This window comes from Devosia sp. Leaf420, from assembly GCF_001425445.1.
Taxonomy (GTDB): domain Bacteria; phylum Pseudomonadota; class Alphaproteobacteria; order Rhizobiales; family Devosiaceae; genus Devosia.
In genome coordinates this window covers 458684-475416 of sequence record NZ_LMQU01000012.1, presented here as the reverse complement: position 1 = coordinate 475416, position 16733 = coordinate 458684, and the positions used below count along the sequence as shown (strand labels likewise).

General features: G+C 60.7%; 19 protein-coding genes. 10 read left to right on the top strand and 9 right to left on the bottom strand.

The features are described from left to right. Window positions 1–15: 15 nt before the first annotated feature. Entirely contained in the window at window positions 16–993 is a 978-nt protein-coding gene (locus tag ASG47_RS15640) for a methyltransferase (protein WP_061910833.1), read from the bottom strand. 487 nt (window positions 994–1480) lie between these two features. On the opposite strand from ASG47_RS15640, the gene ASG47_RS15635 reads away from it, so the two are divergent. Then, a complete protein-coding gene (locus ASG47_RS15635; RefSeq protein WP_061910660.1) occupies window positions 1481–1690 on the top strand; it encodes a cold-shock protein in 210 nt (69 codons plus the stop codon). A 69-nt stretch (window positions 1691–1759) separates the two neighbouring features. Here the strand turns inward: ASG47_RS15635 and ASG47_RS15630 are convergent, their stop codons facing one another. Further along, window positions 1760–2908: a PQQ-dependent sugar dehydrogenase gene (locus tag ASG47_RS15630; RefSeq protein ID WP_061910659.1), complete on the bottom strand. Its 1149-nt coding sequence runs from the start codon at window positions 2906–2908 to the stop codon at window positions 1760–1762. Window positions 2909–3209: 301 nt separating this feature from the next. On the opposite strand from ASG47_RS15630, the gene greA reads away from it, so the two are divergent. The 7 genes from greA (at window position 3210) to ASG47_RS15595 (ending at window position 10582) form a co-directional block, all read left to right on the top strand. After that, window positions 3210–3683: a transcription elongation factor GreA gene (gene greA, locus ASG47_RS15625; RefSeq protein ID WP_061910657.1), complete on the top strand. Its 474-nt coding sequence runs from the start codon at window positions 3210–3212 to the stop codon at window positions 3681–3683. A 157-nt stretch (window positions 3684–3840) separates the two neighbouring features. Next, window positions 3841–4791 carry a thioredoxin-disulfide reductase gene (trxB, locus tag ASG47_RS15620; protein ID WP_061910655.1) on the top strand — a complete coding sequence of 317 codons (951 nt, stop codon included), beginning with the start codon at window positions 3841–3843 and terminating at the stop codon, window positions 4789–4791. Window positions 4792–4902: 111 nt separating this feature from the next. Further along, window positions 4903–5802, top strand: a complete 900-nt coding sequence (locus ASG47_RS15615; protein WP_061910653.1) for a LysR family transcriptional regulator — start codon at window positions 4903–4905, stop codon at window positions 5800–5802. A 221-nt stretch (window positions 5803–6023) separates the two neighbouring features. Continuing rightward, on the top strand, window positions 6024–6632 hold the full coding sequence (lepB, locus tag ASG47_RS15610; protein ID WP_061910651.1) for a signal peptidase I: 609 nt from the start codon (window positions 6024–6026) through the stop codon (window positions 6630–6632). Next, entirely contained in the window at window positions 6629–7342 is a 714-nt protein-coding gene (locus ASG47_RS15605; protein ID WP_061910648.1) for an HAD family hydrolase, read from the top strand. The genes lepB and ASG47_RS15605 overlap by 4 nt, the downstream gene beginning before the upstream one ends. A 33-nt stretch (window positions 7343–7375) precedes the next feature. Then, a complete protein-coding gene (locus ASG47_RS15600; protein WP_156464134.1) occupies window positions 7376–7861 on the top strand; it encodes a hypothetical protein in 486 nt (161 codons plus the stop codon). 1584 nt (window positions 7862–9445) lie between these two features. Beyond that, window positions 9446–10582: a hypothetical protein gene (locus ASG47_RS15595; protein WP_061910644.1), complete on the top strand. Its 1137-nt coding sequence runs from the start codon at window positions 9446–9448 to the stop codon at window positions 10580–10582. On the opposite strand, the gene ASG47_RS15590 is transcribed toward ASG47_RS15595, so the two are convergent. Both ASG47_RS15590 and ASG47_RS15585 read right to left on the bottom strand, forming a co-directional pair. Then, complete coding sequence (locus ASG47_RS15590; protein WP_061910642.1) at window positions 10579–11088, bottom strand: 2'-5' RNA ligase family protein; 510 nt, start codon at window positions 11086–11088, stop codon at window positions 10579–10581. The two genes, ASG47_RS15595 and ASG47_RS15590, sit on opposite strands and share 4 nt — an antisense overlap. Window positions 11089–11090: 2 nt before the next feature. Next, window positions 11091–12293 carry a pyridoxal phosphate-dependent aminotransferase gene (locus ASG47_RS15585; RefSeq protein WP_061910640.1) on the bottom strand — a complete coding sequence of 401 codons (1203 nt, stop codon included), beginning with the start codon at window positions 12291–12293 and terminating at the stop codon, window positions 11091–11093. Window positions 12294–12476: 183 nt separating this feature from the next. On the opposite strand from ASG47_RS15585, the gene ASG47_RS15580 reads away from it, so the two are divergent. Next, complete coding sequence (locus ASG47_RS15580; protein WP_061910638.1) at window positions 12477–12773, top strand: hypothetical protein; 297 nt, start codon at window positions 12477–12479, stop codon at window positions 12771–12773. Window positions 12774–12864: 91 nt separating this feature from the next. Here ASG47_RS15580 and ASG47_RS15575 read toward each other — a convergent pair whose 3' ends face one another. From ASG47_RS15575 to ASG47_RS15555, 5 genes are all read right to left on the bottom strand, one after another. Next, window positions 12865–13437, bottom strand: coding sequence for an SH3 domain-containing protein (locus ASG47_RS15575; protein WP_156464133.1), 573 nt, complete (start codon window positions 13435–13437; stop codon window positions 12865–12867). A 108-nt stretch (window positions 13438–13545) separates the two neighbouring features. Next, the gene (locus ASG47_RS15570; RefSeq protein ID WP_061910634.1) at window positions 13546–14217 is read right to left on the bottom strand and encodes an SH3 domain-containing protein; all 672 of its coding nucleotides are present in this window, start codon (window positions 14215–14217) and stop codon (window positions 13546–13548) included. 118 nt (window positions 14218–14335) lie between these two features. Next, window positions 14336–14932 carry a peptidase inhibitor family I36 protein gene (locus ASG47_RS15565; protein WP_061910632.1) on the bottom strand — a complete coding sequence of 199 codons (597 nt, stop codon included), beginning with the start codon at window positions 14930–14932 and terminating at the stop codon, window positions 14336–14338. A 79-nt stretch (window positions 14933–15011) separates the two neighbouring features. Next, window positions 15012–15389 carry an acyl-CoA thioesterase gene (locus ASG47_RS15560; RefSeq protein ID WP_244487115.1) on the bottom strand — a complete coding sequence of 126 codons (378 nt, stop codon included), beginning with the start codon at window positions 15387–15389 and terminating at the stop codon, window positions 15012–15014. 11 nt (window positions 15390–15400) lie between these two features. After that, window positions 15401–15997, bottom strand: a complete 597-nt coding sequence (locus ASG47_RS15555; protein ID WP_061910631.1) for a thymidine kinase — start codon at window positions 15995–15997, stop codon at window positions 15401–15403. A 349-nt stretch (window positions 15998–16346) separates the two neighbouring features. On the opposite strand from ASG47_RS15555, the gene ASG47_RS15550 reads away from it, so the two are divergent. After that, window positions 16347–16733, top strand: a complete 387-nt coding sequence (locus ASG47_RS15550) for a DUF2147 domain-containing protein (RefSeq protein ID WP_061910629.1) — start codon at window positions 16347–16349, stop codon at window positions 16731–16733.

Sequence of the window (16733 nt, the reverse complement as noted above, 5' to 3'; positions counted from 1 at the left end):
GCGGGAGAGATTTGGCTAGGCGGCGACGTGGTCGCCGGATTCGCCGTCATTGGCCGCGGTCAATTCGATCATCGGCTTCTGCGCCACGACCAGGATGCCCGTAATCGGCGCTCCCCGGTCCATCCGCAAGACCGCGGTCTCAAACCGCAGGATATCGAGGCCCGCCACCACCAGCGCATCGCGCGTCGCGGCAACGCCATGCGCATAGCGCAGGCTTGGGCGGAGGAAGAGCGCTTCCTCCCCATCATGCGCCTCGAGCGAAAAGGCCACGAGCCCGCCGGGCTTCAGCGCCGGCACCAGAGCCGCCAAGACAGGCTGCAGCGCACCGCAATAGATAAAAACATCCGCCGCGGTCATCAGGTCGGCCTCGGCGCGTCGCGTGTTCAGCGCGGCCACCAGCTCGGCCTTCTGCAGGCTGTCATAAATTCCCTTGCGCGCTGTTTCGGCAATCATCGCTGCAGAAATGTCGACGCCTTCGAGGAAATCGACCTTCTGCCGCAGCCGCTCGCCCATCAGGCCCGTGCCGCAACCAAGGTCAACCGCCTTGGAAAAACGGGCGATCCCCAGACGCGCCATTTCCTCGACCACCATGGCGTCGAGAATTTCCGGCACCCGGTAGCCCAGCTTGCCGACCAGTGCGTCTTCGAACTGCGGCGCATATTGGTCGAAAAGCGCTTCGACATAGCTCGTCGCCGTGCCCTCACCCGCCGCGCCCGCGTCATGAGCTGCGAGCTTCAGCCGCGCGCCGAAGACACCTTCGTCATCGAGCGCTTCGAGCCGACGCCAGGCAGAAATCGCGCCGGAAACATCGCCGGTTTTCTCGCTATAGGTCCCGAGCAGGTCCCAGCCGGCCGCCCATTCCGGCGCCAGTTCCAGCGCCTGCCCCATCAGTTCGGCCGCCGCGGCGTAGTCGCCACCTTCGGCCAGCATGCGGGCATAGTCCGCCCGTCGGTCGGCAATGACATCGCCGGAGGAGTAAAACGCCTTGGTCAAGACGAGGAACTTTCGAGAAAACCGCCAACCTTGCGCGGCGCGCGGGGTGTGCCGGAAAAGCCGGGTCTTGGCAAGATAAATGCGCGCAACATAGTCGTGATTGCTTGCGTCGAGGCTTTCTATCGGCACGGCTCTAGGCTACAACACGCCCAGTTTGGGGAGCCCTCCTCAACCTCTCCAGGCGCGCCAGCCTCCCTGACGTCCTGGATTGCTCCGCTGAAACCGGAGCGTTGCGCCATTGATATCGATTGCAGCCTGGCAGAAATTCAATTCTGCTGGGCCATACTTGTTGGAAAAACCACATATTGTCGCAAGGTTTGTTTCACGCTAGGGTGAACGGATCGAATATTGCGGCCGACTGATTTAACGACGCGAATGCCATTCGCTAATGCTGACGTCACTTTCCGAACATTCGATATCGTCTAGATCCCGGTCGGGTGCATCGATTGGGGTCATATTGCAGCGACTGCACGAGGGAACGCGCATCATGGCAACGGGCACCGTTAAGTGGTTTAATGGCCAAAAAGGGTTTGGCTTCATCCAGCCGGATGAAGGTGGAGCGGACGTTTTCGTCCACATTTCCGCCGTCCAGCGTTCAGGCCTGAATGGCCTGGATGAAGGCCAGAAGATCACCTACGAAATCGTCAAGGACAAGCGGACGGGCAAGTCTGCCGCCGACAATCTAGTGGCCAGCTAAGCCAAGGTTCGTCCAATCGATGGAGCGCGTCCGCATGCGGGCGCGCTTTTGTTTTGGGTTGATGAAAGCCTATTGCCCGTCGGGCGCCACGCGGATCAGCCTGCCGTTTTCAGCGTCGGTCAGCAGATAAATCGCGCCATCTCCGGCCACACGCACATCACGGATGCGCCCGAGTTGTCCTTCGAACAGCCGCTCTTCGCCCACCACGGCATCGCCATCCATATCGAGCCGCACCAATACCTGCCCGCTTAAGCCGCCAAGTAGCAAGTCACCCTCCCAATCAGCCAAAAGCGTGCCTTCATAGAAGTCGAGGCCCGACGGGGAAATGGATGGATCCCAATAGTGGATCGGCTGCTCCAGCCCCTCCTTCTCGGTTCCCTCGCCGATGGACAGGCCCGAATAGTCGACACCATAGGTGATGATCGGCCAGCCGAAATTGTCGCCCGCCGTGGGCATGTTGACCTCATCCCCGCCGCGCGCCCCGTGCTCCACGGTAAAGAGTGCACCGTCCGATGGCCTGATCGTCGCGCCCTGCGGATTACGATGACCGATGCTCCAGAATTCGGGCGCCCAACCTTCCGGCTGGGGATTGTCCGCCGGCACCGACCCTTCGGGCCCGATCCGCACCACGCCACCCGCAAGATCCTCAGCATCCTGCGCCCGGTCCATCGTTCCGCGGTCGCCAAGCGTAACGAAGAGGTTGCCGTCCTGCCCGATGGCGATGCGCGAACCGAAATGCCGTGTCGAATTGTCAAAGTTGTTCATGCGGAAGATCACTGACTGATCCCCCAACCGCGCTGCGCCATCCTCCAAGACAAGATTGGCCGCCAACACAGCCGTCCCCGTTCCCCGCTGCAAACCTGCTGATTCCGCAGGCTCTGAGTAGGTCATGAACAGTCTGCCGCTCGTCTCGAAGTCAGGTGCCAGAACGACATCAAGCAAGCCGCCCTGCCCGCGCGCCACGACTTCGGGCACTCCATCGACGGTGATCCGCCCACCGGCATCGTCGAGGACCAGCAATTGCCCGCTTCGCTCGGTCACGAGAAACCGCCCATCAGGCAGGAAGGCCAATCCCCACGGATGCTCCAAGCCATCGACCACCACCGTCGCAGTGAGCGATCCGGCGCTGCTGTCCACAGTCTGTGCCTGTGCGTTCGATGCGACCGAAAGCATCAGGGAGAGGGTAACAAGCGGCAGAACTGGCAGGGAATGTCGCATGAGGCATAGCCTTTCTGGTGTTTTGCGGAATGTGCCCTTGAACAGTGGCATAAAGCGAATATCTCACTACACACACTGGCTTGACCGCAACGCGTCGCGCGGGCAAGTTGGCCTCATCTCCCTCAAAACTTATCGTGAAGCTTTGGCCGAACGGCGTTTGGCGGGAGACATCATGCAGGGTCGCGATCGCACTGGTCGGACCCAACCTACAACCTGATCAAGGCGCGCGGTGGCGTTTCCATATGGAATCGTCAGGGCGCGCCGGATTCATTTGCCTGAAGCCCATTGGAGGCGAGACGATATGGATAAGGTCCCGATGACCGTCCAGGGACACAAGGCCCTGACTGCAGAGTTCGAGCACCGCACCAGCAACGAGCGCCGTCGCATCATCGACGCCATCGCTGAAGCCCGCGCTCACGGGGACCTTTCTGAAAACGCCGAATATTCGGCGGCCAAGGAACAGCAGAGCCTCAACGAGGGCCGCATCAAGGAGCTCGAAACGCTGCTCGCGCTCGCCGACATCATCGATGTTAGCAAGCTTTCGGGCTCGTCCGTCAAGTTCGGCGCGACCGTGACCTATGTCGATGAGGACACCGAAGAGGAGAAGACCTACCAGGTCGTCGGCGACCCGGAAGCCGATGCCTCGGCCGGCCGCATCTCAATTTCCTCGCCCATCGCCCGCGCCATGATCGGCAAATCCGAGGGCGATTCGTTCGAGGTTGCGGCGCCAGGCGGCTCGCGTAGCTATGAGATCGTCAAGATCAAGTACGTCTGACGCGGTTTTTGCGGGCTGAGGCCCAATATACTGTGTCTTTCCAGCACTTTCACGGGCCCCGAACGGGGCCCGTCGTCATAGTGCCTTGAAACCGAACCTCATCGGCTCTTAATTAGGCCCTGAGGGAGTTTTCCTTTTTTATTTGAGAGGCGTCGCGATGCACGCGAAAGTCATCATCATCGGCTCCGGTCCTGCCGGCTATACCGCCGCGATTTACGCTGCGCGCGCCATGCTCGAGCCGGTGATGATCCAGGGCCTTCAACCGGGCGGCCAGCTGACCATCACCACCGATGTCGAAAACTATCCCGGCTTCGCCGACGTCATCCAGGGCCCCTGGCTCATGGACCAGATGAAGGCACAAGCCGAGCATGTCGGCACCAAGATGGTCAACGACATCATCAACCATGTCGATTTCGACCGCCGCCCCTTCGTCCTCACCGGCGATAGCGGCGATACCTACACCGCCGACAGCATCATCATCTCCACCGGCGCCCAGGCCAAGTGGCTGGGCCTGCCGTCCGAGCAGAAGTTCCAGGGCTTTGGCGTCTCTGCCTGCGCCACCTGCGATGGCTTCTTCTATCGTGGCAAGCAGGTGCTCGTTGTCGGCGGCGGCAACACGGCTGTCGAAGAAGCCCTCTTCCTCACCAATTTCGCCGAGAAGGTGATCATGGTGCATCGCCGCGGCGAATTCCGCGCCGAACGCATCCTTCAGGAACGCCTCTTCAAGAACCCCAAGATCGAGGTGCGCTGGCACCACGAGATCGCCGAGGTCAACGGCACGCCCATGCCGCCATCGGTCAATGCGGTCACCCTCAAGGACAACGCCACCGGCCGCGTCTATGAGCAGCCCATCGACGGTGTCTTCGTCGCCATCGGTCACGCGCCTGCCACCGCCATCTTTGCCGGCAAGCTCGACATGAAGCCGGGCGGCTACCTGCAGGTCAAACCCGGCAGCACCGAAACCAACATTCCGGGCGTCTTTGCCGCCGGCGACGTGACAGACGATGTCTATCGTCAGGCCGTCACTGCCGCCGGCATGGGCTGCATGGCCGCGCTCGACGCGGAACGCTTTCTTGCCGAACACGAACTTGCCGAAGCGGCTGAGTAGGCTGCGTCAGTATGTTCTGTGAAAAAGACACGACCGTCATAATGAATGCCCGACTTTTGGCTAAGCCGGGTCTGCTGCAGCTCACCGGCTGACCGTTAACGAGAAAGCGTCATGAAAATGCTCGATTGGGACAAGCTTCGGATTTTCCACACGGCCGCCGAGTCGGGCAGTTTCACCCATGCCGCTGAAAAGCTTGGCATGAGCCAGTCGGCCGTCAGCCGGCAGATTTCAGCGCTTGAAGACGATCTCGGCCTGAAACTCTTCATTCGCCACGCGCGCGGCCTGGTGCTCACCGAAGTCGGCGAGCAACTCTTCCGCACCGCCCATCGCATGCATTGGGAACTGCAGCAGGTGGAAACGCAGATGTCCGAAAGCCAGGACGAGCCCACCGGCCCCTTGATCGTCACCACGACAGTCGGCATCGGCTCCACCTGGCTCTCCTCGCGGCTTGATGAGTTTTTGAAACTCTATCCGCTGATCCAGCTCGAAATCCGTCTCAACGACTCCGAACTCGATCTCGCCATGCGCGAGGCCGACGTGGCCATCCGCCTCCACCGCCCCAATCAGTCGGAAATGATCCAGCGCAAGCTGTTCACGGTCCACAATTACTTCTACGCCAGCAATTCATACATCGACGAACACGGCATGCCGCGCTCGCTGGACGATCTCGACAATCACCGCATCATCAGCTTCGGCGAGCCTGTCCCGTCTTATCTCGGCGACATCAACTTCCTCGAGCGCATGGGCCGCTCGGAATCGAGCCCGCGCCGCGCCTCCCTCAAGGTCAATGCCATCTACGGAATGATGCAAGCCTGCCGCGCCGGCATCGGCCTCGCCATGCTCCCGGCCTATGTGACCGAGAAGGAAGACGGCCTCGTCCAGGTGCTTCCCGAAGTCGAACTCCCGGCCTACGAAGCCTATTTCGTCTACCCACCCGCCCTCAAAAACTCCAAGCGCGTCGGCGTCTTCCGCGACTTTTTGGTCTCGAAGGCGAGAGAGTGGAGCTTCTAATCGTCCCAAACGGCAAATCGCCCGAATGGAGCGATTTGAGATCAAAGGGCATGATGGCTACTGCATTGGCGGTTATGACAACGGGCATTTAACCCCCTGACCGTCACCCCGGCGAAGGCCGAGGCCCATCCCGAGAGACTCAAGTGGACCTCGGGCACCTGTCTCGACCCCATCTCGGAAAGCTGACCCCGACCACGTTGCGCTAAAATGGTGACCCAGCAATGCGCCACAGTCTTGCCCTGACGATCGCCCTCTGCACCCTTGCGACCCCGGCCCTCGCCGCGCCCTTCTATACCGTCCCCTGGTCCTCGATGATGCCCACCCTCGGCGAGGGCGATACCTTCCTTGCCGTCCCCTACGCGGCCGACAAGCAGCGCGGCGATATCATCGTCTTCTTGATGGGCACTGAAGTGCATGTCAGCCGCATCATCGGCGTTCCCGGCGACACAGTCACCGTCATCGGCGGCATCGTCTTTCTTGACCGGACGCCCCTCGCACACACCCAACTCGTCACGCCGATCGAGGCCGGCTGCCCAGACCTCAGACCTCCCGCGAAGAAATGCGCCTTTTATCGCGAAGCGCTCCCCGACGGTTCCAGCCACGTCATCATCAGCACGGCGACTGACGCGCATTTCGACAACACGCAAGCGCAAACGGTCGGCGAGGGCCAATACTTCGTCCTCAGCGATAATCGAGACAACGCCGTCGATAGCCGCTTCTTCGGCCCGATCGACGAAAGCGCCATTCTCGGCATTGTTCATAACCTCACCTTTAGCCCTCGGCCCGGCTCGTGGACCGACCGCATTGAAGGCTTTCCAGACGCAAAATGAACCCACCCCGCATCACCACGATTGCCCTCGATGCCGACGACACGCTCTGGCAAAACGAGCAGTTCATCCGCCTCACCGAACAGCGCTTCATCGATCTTCTCAAGGATTATACCGACGCGCCTAATCTCAGTGAGCGCCTCCTCGCCTCGAGCGCCAAAAACCTGCAGTTCTATGGCTTCGGCATGAAGGGCTTTACGCTCTCGATGATCGAGACCGCGCTTGAAATCACCGAACACCGCGTCCCCGCTACGGTGATCGCCGAGCTCCTCGCCGCCGGCCGCGAACTGCTGACCTACCCCATTGAGACCCTGCCCTATGTCGATGCCGCCTTGGCCGATCTGCAGCAGAACTACCGCCTGATCCTTGTGACCAAGGGCGATCTCTTCGATCAGGAGCGTAAGCTCGCCGCTTCCGGTCTGGCTGACGTCTTCTCTGCCATCGAAATCGTCGCCAATAAGGATGCGAAGACCTATGCGCGCATTTTCGATTCCCATACCGATGGCCCCGAGCACACCGTCATGGTCGGCAATTCGCTCCGCTCCGATATTCTTCCCGCTCTCGAAGCTGGCGCTTTCGCCGTCTACGTTCCGCATGACCTGACCTGGTCCTATGAACACGCCGATGAACCGGCAGATGAAGCGCGCTACGCCCGCATTCCGCACCTCGGCGAGTTGCACGCCGCCATCGCCGCCTTCGAGCAAATGCGCTAGGTTTAGCGCCGCCACGCCAAGCGGAGTTCAATCATGCTGCGTCTTGTTCTCACCGCCATAGGACTGTTGCTGACCACTGCAACAGCCATGGCAGCATCTACTACCCCCGCTGACTTCGGCGATGCCTTTTGCCGCGCGAGTCTTGATGGCGATATGTCGCCGATCGAAGACGCACTGTCTCCAGCCCTGTCCATCATCGTCGTCGACGCCTGGGCCAAGAGCGATGCACTGCAAGCAGCAGCGCCAGACGAAAAACCGCCTCTGGGCGATGGCCTCCCCTGGCGCAGTTGGCAGGACTATGCCGATGGTTGCGACGTCGGTGCAATCGAGAGCAATGCAGACACTGCAAAGGTCGAGATCAACTACAGCTTTACCAGCGATTCCGCCGCCAACTATTCCGACCGTCTCAATCTCATAAAAACCGACAAAGGCTGGGTTCTGGACGATATCGAATACGACACCGGTGACGCGCTGCGCACTTCGTTGGCAGCATCCTTCGTCGATCAGCCCATAAATTAGGCTGCGTCAGCACGCCGCAGATTGAGCCTTTGTCGTTGATTCAACTCGGAAATTCGGCGAGACATGCGCATATCGCATGCCTGACATGTCAGTACCCTGGTTGGCGAATGGGCAAGGCGCTCATATATCGAGCACATCACAGCGCGGATGTTTCTCCTCCTCCCTTGCAACGCGCTGCGTTCCCTCCTTCGGGCTTCGGCCCGACCCTCTAAGGCTTCGCTCTCCCCTCGGGCGAAGCCTTTTTCTTTCCGCCCCTTCTGATTTGATAACGTGGCGCTTGTGCTTTTGCCGAATGCACGCGTTTGCAATTTTTTCAGCAGCCTTGCAAAAATGCATGGCTGACATGTCAGTGGCCGTATTGCCGACTAAGTCAGTAGAGTACATATAGGTCGTGTCGCTGAGACGCGCTCCGAACTCCTCCTCCCTCGGACCCCGTATCGCGACACCGAGCTAAGGGTCTTTTCCTCCTCCCTAGACCCAAGGCTCACGGCAGATGGCATATCCTCCTCCCTTGCCTCTGCCCCACTTTCGATTTGGCTTCGGCCCAGTCATCAGGCTCCAACTTCGGTTGGAGCCTCTTTTTTTGCCCAAATGCATTTAGACATGCCAGCCACCTCGCTGGCGCTAGCCTCCTCCTACCGTTCCCATCTCGAACTCAATTGTCACCCCGGCGAAAGCCGGGCCCATACTGAGATGTCACCCAGCACGAACACTCTCCGTACAGTCCGGGGCCAACTCCCCTTTGTCCCTTCCGGCACTCAACTCTTCCACCCACCGAACTTCCCTCGGGCTTGACCCGAAGGCCCACGCGGAAGCCACGAACATCAGTGCCTAGCGGAGTGCCCCTCGGGTCAAGCCTGAGGGAAGCACGGTGAGCGGAGTGCGCCGGAGGCGGAAACACCCGCTCAAGGAGCTAGCGGCCTTGGCCAGACCCCACCTCTTCCATCGCCTCCGCCACACCCCTTCCATACAAGCTGCTCAAATTTTGGACAGAATGTCGCTGTGCCTATTGCATAGCTGACATGTTGGAACTCGTATTGCTGACCAAACGGTCAAAATCTATATTCGGTCTTGTCGATGCGACGCCGCTCCTTATCCTCCTCCCAAGGACCCGCGACGCCCGACACCGGGTTGTAACCGTATCCTCCTCCCTCGGTTATGGCCCACCGGTTTGGTGCAAATCCTCCTCCCTTGCATCGGGCCAACACTTGCGATTTGGCTTCGGCCCTATCATCGGGCTCCAACTTCGGTTGGAGCCCCTTTTTTTGCTGTAGCGATTCTGCATGGCAGCTCTTCTTATTGAGCGTTTGTCGTCAAACCGACAAAGTCAGATAGTCGGTCTTGAAGGTGGTGTACGTGGTGTACCACCCCTCCAAGGTCAGCGGCTCTGCCGAAGACCCCTGGCCCCACCCATCCCCTCGGGTGGGGCCTCTTTATTTCTCCCCCTCCCTCGATACAATTTGCTCAGCGCACTCGGCAAAACATGCCGCCCGGCCAAATTGCACAGTGCCACCCTATTGATTTCACACGTAAATTAAACGGCACAAGGTTTGCTTAACCATTAGCAGCAAGGAGAACGCTGCAATGGTCGCTATCACCAATTCCTATTACACCGCCTATTCGACCGCGACATCGTCGGGCAGCGCCTCCGCCGCAACGACGACAACCGCCAGCGCCAAAACGAAGACGACTGCCGCGGCAACTGCCACATCATCCTCCGCCACCTCCATCACACTGTCAGACGCCGCGAAAGCAGCCCTCTCCGAGCGCTCCTTCGCCGCAGTCCTCGCCGATGCGCGCACCAAGCTGACCGAATTGCTCGAAGCCGCCGGCCGTAAATCGCCGCTCCAAAACGGCGAACTCGCGCTGGATATGTCGAGCCTTGATTCTCGCGAGCTTTATGCGATGGCGAGCGACAAGAGTTTTGCCGCCGACCAAAACGACGCCGCCAAGCTCGAAATGCAGCGTCGCATGGAAGCGGCGCTCGCAGGCCCGCTATCCATTGCGAAGGTAACCGGCAATTACACCGGCCTCTACAATGCCGCGGCGACCTTCCTCGACGCTCTGGGCCCCGAGGAAAAAGTCAGTGCCGATTGGCAGGCCTCGCGCGCCTCAGTTACCGAAGGCCTCAAGCAGCTCCAGACCGATTCCAAAACCTTGCCTCAAGCTGGCGAGAATGATCCCGTCGCAACCTATATCAAGTTGCTCGAAACCCGCGGCGCGCTCGACCAGTCCATGGCCAGCCTTGCTACCAACGCCCGCACCACCATCGACAAGCGCTATGCCGATGCCACCGCCGCTGGCAAGGTCCCGACTTTGAAGCCAAACGGCACTGGCGCCCTTATCGATTTGTCCGATCTATCGAGCCGCACGCTCTCGTCCATCGTGCTCGACAAGGAAGGCCAGTTCTCGTCCCAAGAAGTTGCGGCCGCAAAGTCCGAGCTGCGCACCAAATCGAGCGCAGTACTGATGGCGGGCCTCAAGTCCGCGTCCAAATCGTCCGACCCCACCGCCTTCAGCCAGAATGTCATCTCGGCATTCTCCTCGCTCAGCGCTGAGGAACGCCAGGCCGCCGGCTGGTCCGACAAGCTCTATGAAGCGGCCGTTGCTAATTATTCGTCGTCCAACAAGCTCATGGAAATGTTCAACCAGCTGGGCGCCAGCAGCGGCAGTTCCAGCAAGTCCACGCCAGGCTTTAGCCTTGCGGGCCTCCTCGGTTAAACCCCGAGACGCTTGAGCGTCACGATCGGGCTAAAACCCACCAGCTCGATCGTGCGCACTTCCGCTGCCTGTTGGGCTGGCCACATCGTATGCGCCAGCTCAAGCGCCGCATCCGCATGCCCCGCCGTCTGCAGCGTCACATGCGGCACCCAGCCGTCGGGTCGATAGTGCGGCGCAATGGCAGCATCACCCACCAAAGTCGCCGCCTTGGCCTGTAGCTCGCGCAATCCGGCACCATCGACGCCGAGCCACACGACATCGGTGTCTACAAACCGCCCCGGCGGCCCAAGCGTCAAATTGAGCCGCGCATCTTGCGCCAGATCCGGCAAGGCGCGATCAAGCTGCCCCGCCAGCCCCTCATCCTCGACCACGATCAGCGTCAGATGCGGCGGGTAGTGCAGATCGAGCATGCTCGAACTGATCCCCAGTTCCGCCATCCGATGCCAGATTTCCCGCACCGAGGCGGTGGCAACCGGATCGAACAGCAGCGTTACGGCAACCGCCACGCTCAGGAAATTCCCGCGCAGAACTGCTGGATGCGCTTGATCGCCTCTTCCAGCTCCGCATTGCTCGCCGCATAGCTCAGTCGGAAATGCCCCGGCAGGCCAAACGCCGTGCCATGCACCAGCGCCACCCCGGTTTCCTCGAGCAGCGCCATCACGAAATCCTCGTCAGTCTCAAGCTTGGCCCCACCGGCCGTAGTCCTGCCCAAGAGCCGCTTGCACGACGGGAACACGTAGAATGCGCCCTCGGGCGTCAGGCAGTCGAGCCCGGTATTGGCATTGAGCCCCTTGACCACCAGGTCGCGACGCTCCTGGAACACCCGTCGCCAATCCGCCAAAAAGTCCTGCGGCCCGTCGAGCGCCGCCACCGCCGCCCATTGCGAGATCGAGGTCGGGTTCGACGTCGATTGTCCCTGCAACTTCGTCATCGCCGCCAACAGCGGCCGCGGCCCGGTGCAATAGCCGATGCGCCAGCCCGTCATGGCATGCGACTTCGACACGCCATTCATCGTCAGCGTGCGCTCCTGCAGCTTTGGCTCCACCTGAGCCAGCGTCGCAAAGCTGCCGCCGTCGTAAACCAGCACTTCATAGATATCGTCGGTGAGAATATGCACTTGCGGATGCCGCAAAAGCACATCCGCCAACCCGCGCAATTCCGCGGCCGAGTACGCCGCGCCGGTCGGATTCGACGGCGTATTGAGGATCAGCCACTTGGTCTGCGGCGTAATCGCCGCCTCAAGCGCTTCCGGCGACAGCTTGAATCCCGTCGAAGCATCCGCCATGGCGAACACCGGTTCGGCCCCGCAGAGCCGCACGATCTCCGGATAGCTCACCCAATAGGGCACGGGAAGGACCACCTCATCACCCGGATTCAGCGTCGCCATCAGCGCGTTGAAAATGATCTGCTTGCCGCCCGAGGATACGAAGCAATCCGCCGCCGTCACGTCGAGCCCATTGTCGCGCTTGAACTTGCGCGCCACTGCTTCCTTCAGTTCGATAATGCCATCGACATTGGTGTAGCGCGTCTTGCCCTCGTCCATGGCCTTCTTGGCCGCGTCGCGCACATGCTCTGGCGTGTCGAAATCCGGCTCTCCTGCGGAAAGCGCGATGATGTCCCGCCCTTCCTGCGCCAACACGCGGGCCTTCTGGGTGATCGCCATGGTCGCCGATGTGGCGACGCGTCCCAGTGCGTCGGAAAGAAAAGCCATGTCTGCCTCCGGTCAATGCCGGCATGAATAAGCAAAGCCGCCACGTCCGGCAACTGCCCACCGCACGCGAAATCGCTGCCGCATTTCGGACAGAAAATGGTCAAGCCATCATGGCGACCGGTCACACTCGAACCCCATTTGCATGGTTAGCTTCTGCATCTTCACTGATGAGACGCCTATCCCATGCAAACTACTCCGTCTCGCGGTCGTAAGAGCCTCAAGATCAAGGTCGCAATTGCATCAGGTTTCGCTGTTGCGCTCGGCCTCTCCGGCGCCCTCCTCGCCGGTGTAACGCCCGCTTTGGCGGCAGATCTTGCGGCTCAACCCGATGCGCAGGTTGCCGTCTTCATGGTCCCGCTGACCATTCTGGTTTTGACTATGATGTTCGAAGTCAGCCGTTATGTCTGGCGCAACCGCATTCCTGCTTCCGTGCCGCCCCGTCGGCGCGTCACCAATTGGTCAGCGCCCAAAAAACGCTGATCAGTGCCTGCCGCGAGTTGCCCTCTGCGCGGCTTTTCTCCAAAGTCCTCAGGCCGGCTCAGCCGGCCTTTTTTTTGCGCGAACGACAGCTTTAGTAGACGCGGATCGAGGACAGATTGCGCACGAGATATTGGTCCATGACCGGCTGGCTCTCGATGATCCGCTCGCAATAGGACTGAAAGCCACGATCCCGGCAGGCCGCAACCGACACGTCACCGGTGATCTCGACCGAGCTGAACCGGTTATCATGGCCATAGAGCTTGAGATCGGTGAAGACCTGCCCCGGACCCGCACACAGCGACGCACCCGAGAAATTCCGCCCCTCATAGAAGCAGACGCTCCCTGGCCCACCGGCAGGGTAATTGGGCTGAATTGAAAACAACGGGCCTTCCGGCGTCTTGCCAAAGCCGACAGACTGACGGCTCGTCCAGCCGCGCTCCGGGCCGCTATCGACGAGGCACCAGTTCACCTGGCAGCGCAGGACGCGGATGGCGGAATTTTCAGCAATGCTGCCGGCTGGACCATAGGCCGCGCCGGGACCATTGGAGAGGGAAAGGTCGACCAGCGCCCAGCCATGCGATCCGGTGTCGGAAAAAGCGGAGGCAGGCGTAAAGCTCGCCAGACCCATCAACACAGCCAGTCCTAACCCAAGCAGTCGCTTCATCGATTCTGTCCACCAATACTGTTTGGCCGGACACTAGCCTATTCGCCTGTGCCCAGCCAATTCCCAATAGAAAAACGGCGCCCTGTGTTTAGGGCGCCGTTGGTTCATTTAGCGGATGCGGATCGAAGCGACGTAATCGTCATAGTCGTTCAGGCTCGATGCGCTCGTCGTATAGGTCCGGCAATTGCGATAGTTCGGCTCCGAGCAGACCTGAACCGAGTAACCGCCTTCGTTCTGGATCGAGGAGATACGGTCGGTCCATTCCCGCAGGTCACGGATATTGTCGCCCGGTGCGAGGCAGAAGCTCGGGCCGCGATAGCGCGAGCCATCATAGAAGCAGACGTCATCGCTGACCGGCTGCGGGCGCGGCGGCTGCACGACGGGCGGGGTCACCGGAGGACGCGGCGGCTGCTGGTTGCCGACACCGATATTGACGTTCGGGCCGTTGGGGCCAAGGTTGAAGCCGAAAGAAATGCCCGGCTGCTGTGGGTTCACGGCGCCGCCATCAGCGCTGAGATAGCTGGCGGAAATCCAACCATCCGGACCCGGCTTGGCGATATAGCACCAGGAACCCTGGCACTGCTGCACATCGACAGCCTGGCCGCGGCGCACGGTGTCGACGACGGCGTAATTGGTGCCTGGACCGGACCGCACATTGACATTGCTCGTCACTGTACCTGGGGCAGCCTGCGCAGCAGGCAGGAAAACGACAAGTGCTGTTGCACCCACTGCAACGGCAGTGGTCACATTGAGCAGCATTTTGCGGGTGTGGCGGTTCATGGTGAGTAGTCCCTGTGTGCCGCGTCCCGGGTGACGCAGTGCCCGGTGCGGAATTGTTATGAGCTAGAAACGGAGTGGCCTGAAAAAGAGTTCCGGAGCCGAAATCGGAATCCGAATGCTAGTAAACCTCCAGCGAGCGGACGCGACGGTCGAGCCCAGAGGGCAATCGCGAGGAATCCGCGCGCAACGTCACGCAGCGTCCATAAAGGTCGCTGTCAGTGCAGAGATCGACCTCCGCATCGCCGAAAACTTCGACCGAGCGGATACGCTGATCCCAGCCGCGCGGCAGGCGCGGATACTCTTCGCCCACATCGACGCAGAACGAGTCGCCGCGGAAATTGCGCTGCGCGTAAAAGCAAGCGCCGGCATCTTCATAGTCAGGCGGCGGCACCGGCTGTGGCCGGGGCGGCTGCGGAACAGGCTGCGGACGTGGCGGCTGCGGCTGATAGCCCCCAAAAGCCAAGGCGCCCTCTTCCACCCAGCCGATGAATGGCCCACTTGGTCCATTGCCGTTTACCTGGCACCAGCCGCGTCCAAAGCAGTTGGCGTCCACCGTCAGGCCGCTATTCATATAGTAGCCCGTCGCGCCATATTGCCAGCCCGGTCCGCTATAGACTTCCACGGTCGTTGTCGCGAATGCAGGTTCGGCCTGAGCGCTGGAAACGCTGGCAAAAAGACCGAGCGCAGCAGCGGCAGCGAGAAGAATGGCTTTCATGGTGTGGCTCCCCACGAGCAAGGCGATGTCGTGCTGCCTTTTTGGCGCGGCGTGGCTGAACGCAGTCTGAATGCAGACTTCAGGCGGGCGGGATCGGGCGCTTCTGTCCATTGTCGTCGAGCGACACATAGACGAACCGACCCTCGGTGACCTTCTTGCGTTCGTCGAGCCTGTTGCGCCGCACCCAGGCTTCGAGCGCTATGGTGATCGACGTGTTCCCGATCCGCTCGATGCTCGTATAGACGCACAGTACGTCGCCGACCTTCACCGGCGCGATAAACGTCATCGCCTCGACCGCCACCGTCACGACGCGGCCCTTGACCCGCTCGACTGCCGCGATCGCCCCTGCGATGTCCATCTGGCTCATTACCCAACCACCGAAAATATCGCCTGCCGCATTGGTGTCGGCGGGCATCGCCATGGTGCGAATGGTCAATTGGCCCAGCGGTTCGTTCATTGCGTCATCCATCATCGCGGTCCTTTCACCGGCCAGCGTCCCACGGCTTCTTCCCAATGCTTGCGGCAGAGCGAGAGATAAACCGATTTTTCGATCGATACCTGATCGCCATCGGTCAGCACGCGCCCATCCATGCTTTGCCGCACCACCATAGTCGCCTTGGCGCCGCATGTGCAGATGGTGCGGATTTCCCGCATCACGTCGGCGACGGCAAGCAGTTCCATCGAGCCAGGAAAGAGTTTGCCCTGGAAGTCGGTCCGCAGCCCAAAGCACATCACCGGAATGCGTAACCGGTCGGCAACCCGTGCCAATTGCCAGACCTGGTCGCGCTCGAGAAACTGTGCCTCATCGACGAAAACGCAATCGACCTTTGACTCTTCGTGGAGGTCCTTGATCGATTGGTAGAGATCGTCTCCCGCCGAATAGAGTTCGGCCGGCTCGCTGATGCCGATGCGCGACGAAATCAGCCCGACCCCGTCCTCGACATAAAGCGCCGAGGTAAAAAGCAGCGGCCGCATGCCGCGCTCGCGATAATTGTAGGCAGCCTGCAGCAGCAAGGTGGATTTGCCGGCATTCATCGCGGCATAGGAAAAATAGAGTTTGGCCATCGTCCGCCCCAAAAGCTGCGAACCACTCTGGCAATCCGCCGAGGCGCGTTCGAGCCCTTTTTGGCGCAGCCTGCAGGCCGGCGCGAGGACTATTCCCAATGGTCCACAAAAAAGGGCCGCCCGAAGGCGGCCAAAGCAACGATGCGGTGAGGTCGAGGACCTCGGGGGAACGCCCGCCGGGCTATGGGAAGGCGGGCGGCGCATCCGGCAATACATGGGATGCCTCCGGAGCATCTTCACCCTAGGCCCTCTGCGTGACATCCCGATGAACCGCTTTCGGCGTTGCAAACCGTTCAGCCGCCATTCACCTCCGCGCCCGCAAACTCTTCCTCAGTTGCCGGAGAACATCATGCCCCGCTTGTCTGCCCTTTTGCCACTCGCCCTCGCCGCCTTCGTCGCCACCCCGGCCCTTGCCTCACCCAATGGCGTTTGGGAATTGGATAGCAAGGACACTCGCTTCAAGTTCGAACTCTGCGGCGATGGCAACCAGCTCTGCGGCCAGCTCGTCTGGCTCAGCGACGTCGACTACAACGAGCAGTATAAGCCCTATCTCAACAAGCCCATGGCCAACCGCCTGCGCCCGTCCGGCAGCAATGCCTGGAAGGGCAATCTCAAACTCTTCGGCTTCAACATGTCGGGCACCATCACCCAGCACAGCGAAGACCACATGACCCTCCAAGGCTGCGCCGTCCTCGTCGTCTGCAAGAGCTACGAGATGTATAGGGTTAGCCAGTAA